General features: G+C 61.2%; 1 pseudogene. It reads left to right on the top strand.

From position 1 onward, the window contains the following. Nucleotides 1-218: 218 nt before the first annotated feature. Nucleotides 219-479: pseudogene (locus K4G64_RS39455) on the top strand (PRC-barrel domain containing protein); the annotation flags it as partial. Nucleotides 480-711 lie beyond the last annotated feature (232 nt).

Genomic DNA, 711 nt, shown 5'->3' with positions numbered 1-711 from the left:
CGTCGCTGCCGCCAACGGTCGAGACGCACAGACGGCTGTAGCCATGACGTTTTTTTTTTCAATCAGAAGACGGCATACGAGATTAGCGAGTGTCTCGTGGGCTCCGGAGACCGGGGCACTCAGCTTCCTGAGGGAACGTCACCGAATTTAATGACGGCCTAAAAACTCCGCAGTCCAGCTGTGGGCAGTAATAAATCTCTATGAAGGAGCCGTTCTTTATGAGTGACAGTATCTGGGGCTACCAGCCGACCACCGGACACACCTCGGGCACCGACCTGACCGGCTACAAGGTCGAAGCCACCGACGGCAGCATCGGAAAGGTCGACAAGCACTCGGACGACGTCAACTCCGCCTACCTCGTCGTCGACACTGGTGTGTGGATCGTCGGCAAGCACGTTCGGCTGCCCGCCGGCACAGTGACGACGGTCTACCAGGCCGAACGGAAGATCTACGTCGACCTCACGAAGGAGCAGACACGGCAGCTGTAGTTCTGGTCATGGCTGGTCCTGAAGAGCGTGTCGGCGCTGGTGGCAGGCTCGTGCGATGGCTTGATGGCGGCGGCGCCATGCCATCCAGTGCAGGATGTGTTTCGCGTCCCGGACTGGTGGTGTGAGGACGAACGCCCGGAGGAATCGGACGAGTTCGGGGCAGGTCAACGGGACGAGATGGGCTGGTCCGGCAGGGCTGGCCGTGGTCGTGGCAGCGGCGGTC

The sequence above is a fragment of the Streptomyces sp. WAC04114 genome, assembly GCF_019733245.1.
Classification (GTDB): Bacteria; Actinomycetota; Actinomycetes; order Streptomycetales; family Streptomycetaceae; genus Streptomyces; species Streptomyces massasporeus_A.
This window is presented reverse-complemented; position numbering and strand designations above follow the sequence as displayed.